The organism is Ignavibacteria bacterium (genome assembly GCA_016873775.1).
In the GTDB taxonomy this organism is placed as follows: domain Bacteria; phylum Bacteroidota; class Ignavibacteria; order UBA10030; family F1-140-MAGs086; genus JAGXRH01.
In genome coordinates this window covers 23,838-30,699 of the sequence record VGWC01000025.1, presented here as the reverse complement: position 1 = coordinate 30,699, position 6,862 = coordinate 23,838, and the positions used below count along the sequence as shown (strand labels likewise).

Here is a 6,862-nt window from a genome sequence, read left to right as displayed (position 1 = left end):
AGTGAATTACAAAAGAAAGAAAACTATTCAGCGACACTTGTAAAACAAGGTAGTATGATGCATTATCGTTATGTGTGTAAAGGAAACGCGTGTTATGAAAACGATACGATGCGGCACAATACATAAGAGCAGAACTCCTTTTTTCTTTTCTTCTCTCTCGCCTCTCTCTCAAAAAAAATTTACCGAGATTGGCTTTCTCTCGTTTTATCTTTTCCCAACAATTTTTTACTCACATTTTTTTCATAGAAAGAATTTTATGAAGCACGGAACTATTTTAAACTTTATTATTTCATTCCTCATTCTTCATTTTTACGCACCATTAGCAGGCGAGTTCCTCTTTGCGCAGGATACGAGTTGCGGCATTATCTGGCACGAACCGATTGTGCTTGCGAATCAGTTTGGATTGCCTTCCGTTGCCGCACAGGAAAATAATGTCTATGTTACGTGGGATGGAGGCAGTACAACAATGCCATTTATGCACTCAACGAATGACGGAGAACAATGGAGTGAAATTCAGGAACTTTGGAATATACCAGGGACACATGCTTCCCGCCATCAACTTGTGGCGACTTCCCAATGGCTGTACTTATTTCATAAATATATCAATGATACACTGGCAAAAGAATACATTCATTTTATCAAGAGCAGTAACGAAGGATTGACCTGGACTTCGCCGAAACGTATTTATCCAAGAGAGCTAACTTTTCATCCCTTTAGCGTAAAAGATGATACTATCGCAACTGCAATTCAATATCAGGACACCCAACTTTCAACTCCTGTTATTGCTTCATCAACAAATGGTGGCGATACCTGGCAGTTTTCAACAGATACTATTAAAACAGGAATTTTCCCGGCTTGTGCATTAGGTACGGGTGTTTTGCATCTTGCAATGAATGCTTATAATATGCCGTTACTCAGACCAGAAATATTATATTGGAGAAGCACTGATTTAGGATTTTCGTGGACAAAAAAAGAGTTTATGTCATCCGTAGATGGAGCATTTTCTATGGGTGCCGCAATCGCGGCGGAAGGAAATAACGCTTTTGTGGCGTGGCGCGATACTAAATTCGGCAATTGTTTTAGTTCTCTGGGCTGTGGTGTCGTTGCAAGAAGAACTGATTCGGGAGGAGAACAATGGTATGAAGAACAACTGCTGACGGAAATTCAAAATGGAATTACACCGGCGGTTGCAATGAATGGCAATGTTGTTGCATCCGCGTGGGAGGGCGGTAACGATGTGTATTCCGAAACATACGTGCGGGTCAGTCTCGATGGAGGTCTCTCGTTTTGTCCCGTGCATAATATTGGATTACGTTCTACAAGTTATTGTGCTGTTGCTATTTCTGAAAACGCTGTACATGTAATTTTTCCAAATTACAATGTCGGGAAACTGTATTACGTGCGGGGTGAATTCGTGAGTACAAATGTTCGGGAAGAGTCGCATTATCCGCAGAAGATAGAACTATTGCAAAATTATCCGAATCCGTTTAATGCGGCGACAGTTATAAGTTACGAGTTGCGAGTTACGAGTTTTGTTTCCATAACGATATACGACATCAAGGGAAACGAGATTACATCATTGGTGAATAAACAAATGGAAGCAGGAGAACACAGCGTAAAATGGAATGCGGAAACATTTCCAAGCGGATTATATTTCTATCGCTTACGCGCCGGAACATTCTTGGAAACGAAGAAAATGATACTCGTGAAGTAATGTTCGAGTCCATATAAAAAAAACGTTTGAGAAAATTCTTGAACGAGTTTTGTGTTTTTGAAAAAAGAACACATAAAATATTTTCAAAATTTCACTTCATACGTGTTTCCCAAATTTAGAAAAGTGTGTATATTTGCACTCCAAAATTTTGATACTGTACTCATTTCTCATTGGTCCCGTAGCTCAATCGGATAGAGCATCAGCCTTCTAAGCTGAGGGTTGCGTGTTCGATTCACGCCGGGATCACTCATATTGCCCCCATCGTCTAGAGGCCTAGGACACGAGCTTTTCAAGCTTGTAACACGAGTTCGAATCTCGTTGGGGGTACTTCCTCTTGTGATGAAATTTTTTTTTAGTTTCATATCTCTTTTCCATCACTTCTTTATTTGTAATTCAACATTCTTAAAAATATATTTCGCAAGAAAGAAATAGTATGAAAGGAATTGCTCCTCGAAAAAAACTTGACACCTTATTGTTCGCGTGCAGAAAAAATCTTCGTACGGTGGATGAACGTATGATTGAAAATGTGTTTTATTTTTCGTTAGAAGCGCATAAAAACCAGAATCGCGTTTCCGGCGATAATTTTTTCAATCATCCATACGAAGTTGCAATGATTGTAGCGCAAGAAATACCGTTTGACGATATTACAGTTGCAAGCGCGCTTCTCCATGATGTATTGGAGGAAACCGATTTTGAATATGATGATTTGAAAGAAGAATTCGGTTCAACGATAGCAAATATCGTTGACGGAGTTACCAAAATTACTGATGTCGTCGAAGGACACGTAGTAACGCAGGCGGAGAATTATCGAAAGTTGTTTCTTTCGATGGCGAATGATATTCGGGTAATCATTGTCAAGTTTGCTGACCGATTACATAATATGCGCACACTCGTATATCTTGCTCCTGAAAAGCAACATCGAATTGCGAAAGAAACACTCGATATTTATGCAGGACTTGCGCATCGTTTTGGATTAGCAAATATCAAATGGGAATTGGAAGATTTATCGTTCAAGTATTTACATCCAAAAGATTACGACGAACTTTCACGCGCTATCAAATCAAAGAGATATGAACGGGAGACATACGTTAAAAAATTTATTAAACCCATCGAACTCAACTTACATCAAGAAGGATTTCGTGCTGATATTGCTGGACGTCCTAAACATTTGTACAGCATTTTTAACAAAATGAAATCGCGAGGAAAAAACCTCGACGAGATTTTCGATTTGTTTGCTGTGCGCGTTATTTTGGATACGGAAACAGACAACGATTGCTATACTGTTTTTGGAATTGTTTCTTCGATTTATCAACCGGTTCCCAATCGTTTTAAGAATTATATTTCATTGCCGAAACCCAACGGTTATCAATCGCTTCATACAACCGTTGTTGGTAACGATGGAAGAATGGTAGAAGTGCAAATTCGAACAAGAAATATGCATGAGATTGCTGAGAAAGGCGTTGCAGCGCACTTTAAGTACAAAGGAGGCAACGTTTCAAGCGATGTTGATATTGAAAACTGGATGACGTGGGTTCGGGAAGTTTTTGAACAAGTGGAAAGCGATACTTCGCCTGAACAAGTTGTTGAAAATTTTAAGTTGAATTTGTATCAAAACGAAGTGTATGTTTTTACTCCGAAGGGAGAGTTAAAAATTCTTCCCAAGTGTGCAACGCCGGTAGATTATGCTTTCGAAGTTCATTCCGATGTTGGAATGCATTGTATCGGTTCAAAAGTGAATGGAAAAATGGTTCCGCTCGATTCAAAATTAAAAAGCGGAGACCAAATTGAAATCATCACTTCTAAAAATCAAACGCCGAGTCTTGATTGGGATAAATTTGTTGTAAGCCCGAAAGCGAAACAACGGTTGCGAAAATTGAAACGCGAAACAGAACGACGTTTAGTTGCTGAAGGAAGAGATATTTTCGACCATCGTTCGAAGCGATTGAAAATTCATTATACGGAAGAAGAATTGCAAAGCATTGTTACGGAATTTGGTTTCGAAAGTTCGTTGCAATTTCTTCTTGCAGTGCAAGAAAAGAAAGCGGAACCAGATGGAATTCTCATTGCTCTTGAAAGAAAAAGAAAAAATCAAAATGTGCAGGAGACGTTGCAGGAAAATAAATCAGTTGGTTTATTCGATAACTTTGTGGAAACTGCGCGACAAATGCTCAGTGGTGTTTCGTTCTTTGGCAATGAAACGCACGTGCTTCATAATTTTGCAAAATGTTGTCATCCGATTCCGGGCGATATGATTATTGGATTTGTAACAATAGGTGAAGGAATAAAAATTCATCGCAGTTCCTGCAGAAATATTCTCAGTCTTCCAACTTCGGAAAAACATCGTCTCATTGATGTTCAGTGGCCAAAGGTTTCCGAAATGGAATTTGCCGTCGTTGTGAAAGTTACAGGTGAAGACCGGCGTGGATTGGTGAACGATTTAACAAATGTCATAAGTTCGTTTAACAACACGAACATCCGCAGCATCAATGTTGATGCGCACGAGAAGCGATTTGACGGTTTAATTATTTTAAACGTGAAAGATATTTCGCATTTAAGTCGTTTAATAGAAAAAATGCGGCAAGTGAAGGGAGTAGATTCTGCGCAGAGGTTCGATGAAATATGATGAATGCAGTGAGGAATAAGAATAACGGATACCGTAGAATCCTTGGCATTGATTACGGAAGAGTTCGCGTTGGTGTATCTGTAAGCGACCCGTTACAAATTATTGCGCAAGTTGTCGGAACTATTCACAATACTCCACAGTTGTTCGAAGAAATTTCTGTGTTAGTAAAACAATATAATGTTGAAACCATAGTTGTTGGAAACCCGTTAACGATGAAAGGAAATGTAGCGGACATTACACGGGAAGTACATCAGTTTGCTTCAACGTTGCGAAATGTTTTTGACGGTAACGTGATATTATTTGATGAGCGATTAACGAGCATACAAGCGCAAAATGTCATTCGAGAAACAGCATCAAGAAAACAACAACGAAACAAAGCCACTGTTGACAAAGTTGCTGCAGTTTTTATTTTGCAAAATTACCTTGATTCAAAAAAGTTTTCTTAAAAGTGAATTATACGGATATCGATGCGCTCGTTGAAGAAGGCGAAGGAGTGCAACGGGAATTTAAACGAAAAGTTACTTCGCCGGAAAAAATAGCGCGCACGATAACAGCATTTGCAAATACCAGAGGAGGTTGTATTTTATTTGGCGTTGATGATGACGGAACTATTGTTGGAATAACAAGTGAAAAAGAAGAAATGGATTTGATTCGTACAGCAGGAGATTTTTTATCAGAACCTCCTGTTAATATGGAATTGGAAATCGTGCCGTATCGTGCAAGTCAAGATGTGCTTGTGTGTAAAGTTCAGGAAAGCATATCGAAACCGCACAAAGTTTTGGAAGCTGAAAAAAACGATGAAGGCACAGGAATTTATATTCGCGTGAACGATACAACGATGGAAGCAAGTAAAGAAGTTGTAAAAGTATTGCGCAGTGAAAACGTAAAAAGTGAGCCGCTGCGAATTTCAATTGGTGAAAATGAAAAACGGTTGCTCGATTTTTTGGAAACCAACGAACGAATTACCAAAGAACAATATTGCAAGATGGCGAATATTAGTCGTCGGCGAGCATCAAGGAGTTTGGTGAATCTTGTTCGCGCCAGAATACTTTTTCTTAACACGAATGAAAAGAGCGATTATTACACACTGGTCTGAATCTTATTCCGTTTTTATTTTTCTTATTATATCGAAGACTGTTATACTATATGCGCTTGCAGCATTGAGCGATTGCTTCATTCCGTACATCGGAATTTCGATTGCAATATCCGCAGCACTTATGACTTCATCTGAAACTCCCGCAATTTCATTTCCAACAACTAAACAGAGTGGGAATATTTTTTTATCAAGCGTATAATATGGAACGCTTGCATCTGTATGTTCGACAACGCAAATGGTAATGTTTTTCTTTTTGAGTTGTTCAACAATGTTCATAGTATTTTTTTTGTATTCCCACGGAACTGTTTGTACGGAGCCAAGTGCAGTTTTTTCAATTTCTCGATGCGGGGGAAACGGCATATTTCCACAAAGAAAAAGTTTTTCTATTCTTGCTCCATCGGAAGTGCGAAATACAGAGCCAACATTGTATGCACTTCGCATATTTTCTATAATAACGGAGATTGGAAAACGTTCTGTCTTTTGTAATTCCTTCGGAGAAAGGCGTTGAAGGGCAATTTCTTCGTACGTCAGTTTTTTCATTTTTTTAATTCCAAGATAGGAAAAGACTATTTTTTCCGAAAACTTCGCACGAGATTCTTTGATAGCATTGTAAATTTCCATAAATTTAACACCCAAAATTTTGCCGCTGTTGAAAACTATTGTCATTGCTATTGATGGTCCTGCAGGCGCAGGAAAAAGTTCTACTGCAAAAAGCGTTGCAGAACGATTGGGGTATTGTTTTATAGATACGGGAGCAATGTACAGAGCGATAACATTAAAATTCTTGAGAAAGAATATTTCGCTTTCACAAATTGAACAACTGCAACGAATGTTAGAGACTACGGTTGTAGAGTTACGATATGAGAACAAACAACTTTTCGTACTTCTTGATGGCGAAGATGTTTCAAAGAAAATCCGTTCATCTGCTGTTACAAATGCAGTCAGCGCCGTGAGTGCGATTCCCAGCGTGCGTGAAAAAATGGTTTGTGAACAACAGCGAATGGGAAAAGACGGCGGCGTTGTTCTTGACGGAAGAGATATTGGAACAGTGGTATTTCCAAACGCACAACTGAAAATATTTCTGCTTGCATCTCTTGAAGCACGCACTGTGCGAAGACTCAAAGAGTTGCATGAAAGCGGGATTGCTATTGAAGAAAGCACACTCCGCGAGCAAATTGTTCTTCGCGACGATACCGATGCGAGCCGTGCACTTCATCCGTTGAAAAAAGCGGAAGACGCTGTTGAAATTGATACGACAGCAATGACACTGGATGAAGTTGTTGATACCATTGTTCAAAAGGCGATAGAGAAAATACACGCGCATTAGATTGTAAAATCACTGCATCTTTATATTCACTTTCCTGTTTTTGCATTTTCACTTTTAGTGATTTTATGAAAAATCGAAAACAGTACAAACCAAAACAGAGAT

The 6,862-nt window shown here is 39.0% G+C and carries 6 protein-coding genes and 2 tRNA genes; 7 read left to right on the top strand and 1 reads right to left on the bottom strand.

Annotation, left to right across the window (positions count from 1 at the left end):
* Positions 1–70: 70 nt before the first annotated feature.
* The 6 genes from FJ218_05345 (at position 71) to FJ218_05320 (ending at position 5,433) form a co-directional block, all read left to right on the top strand.
* Positions 71–1,714, top strand: a complete 1,644-nt coding sequence (locus tag FJ218_05345; protein MBM4166329.1) for a T9SS type A sorting domain-containing protein — start codon at positions 71–73, stop codon at positions 1,712–1,714.
* Positions 1,715–1,886: 172 nt separating this feature from the next.
* Positions 1,887–1,960, top strand: a tRNA-Arg gene (locus FJ218_05340).
* 8 nt (positions 1,961–1,968) lie between these two features.
* Positions 1,969–2,041: transfer RNA gene (locus FJ218_05335), tRNA-Glu, on the top strand.
* Positions 2,042–2,147: 106 nt separating this feature from the next.
* Positions 2,148–4,337 (top strand): bifunctional (p)ppGpp synthetase/guanosine-3',5'-bis(diphosphate) 3'-pyrophosphohydrolase, encoded by a 2,190-nt coding sequence (locus FJ218_05330; GenBank protein MBM4166328.1) that lies wholly within the window; start codon positions 2,148–2,150, stop codon positions 4,335–4,337.
* Positions 4,334–4,783, top strand: coding sequence for a Holliday junction resolvase RuvX (gene ruvX, locus FJ218_05325; GenBank protein MBM4166327.1), 450 nt, complete (start codon positions 4,334–4,336; stop codon positions 4,781–4,783). The genes FJ218_05330 and ruvX overlap by 4 nt, the downstream gene beginning before the upstream one ends.
* A 2-nt stretch (positions 4,784–4,785) precedes the next feature.
* Positions 4,786–5,433, top strand: a complete 648-nt coding sequence (locus FJ218_05320; GenBank protein ID MBM4166326.1) for an ATP-binding protein — start codon at positions 4,786–4,788, stop codon at positions 5,431–5,433.
* Between the two features lie 3 nt (positions 5,434–5,436).
* On the opposite strand, the gene FJ218_05315 is transcribed toward FJ218_05320, so the two are convergent.
* Complete coding sequence (locus tag FJ218_05315; protein ID MBM4166325.1) at positions 5,437–5,973, bottom strand: RNA methyltransferase; 537 nt, start codon at positions 5,971–5,973, stop codon at positions 5,437–5,439.
* Between the two features lie 106 nt (positions 5,974–6,079).
* Between FJ218_05315 and FJ218_05310 the strand changes: the two genes are divergently transcribed.
* Positions 6,080–6,760 carry a (d)CMP kinase gene (locus tag FJ218_05310; protein MBM4166324.1) on the top strand — a complete coding sequence of 227 codons (681 nt, stop codon included), beginning with the start codon at positions 6,080–6,082 and terminating at the stop codon, positions 6,758–6,760.
* Positions 6,761–6,862 lie beyond the last annotated feature (102 nt).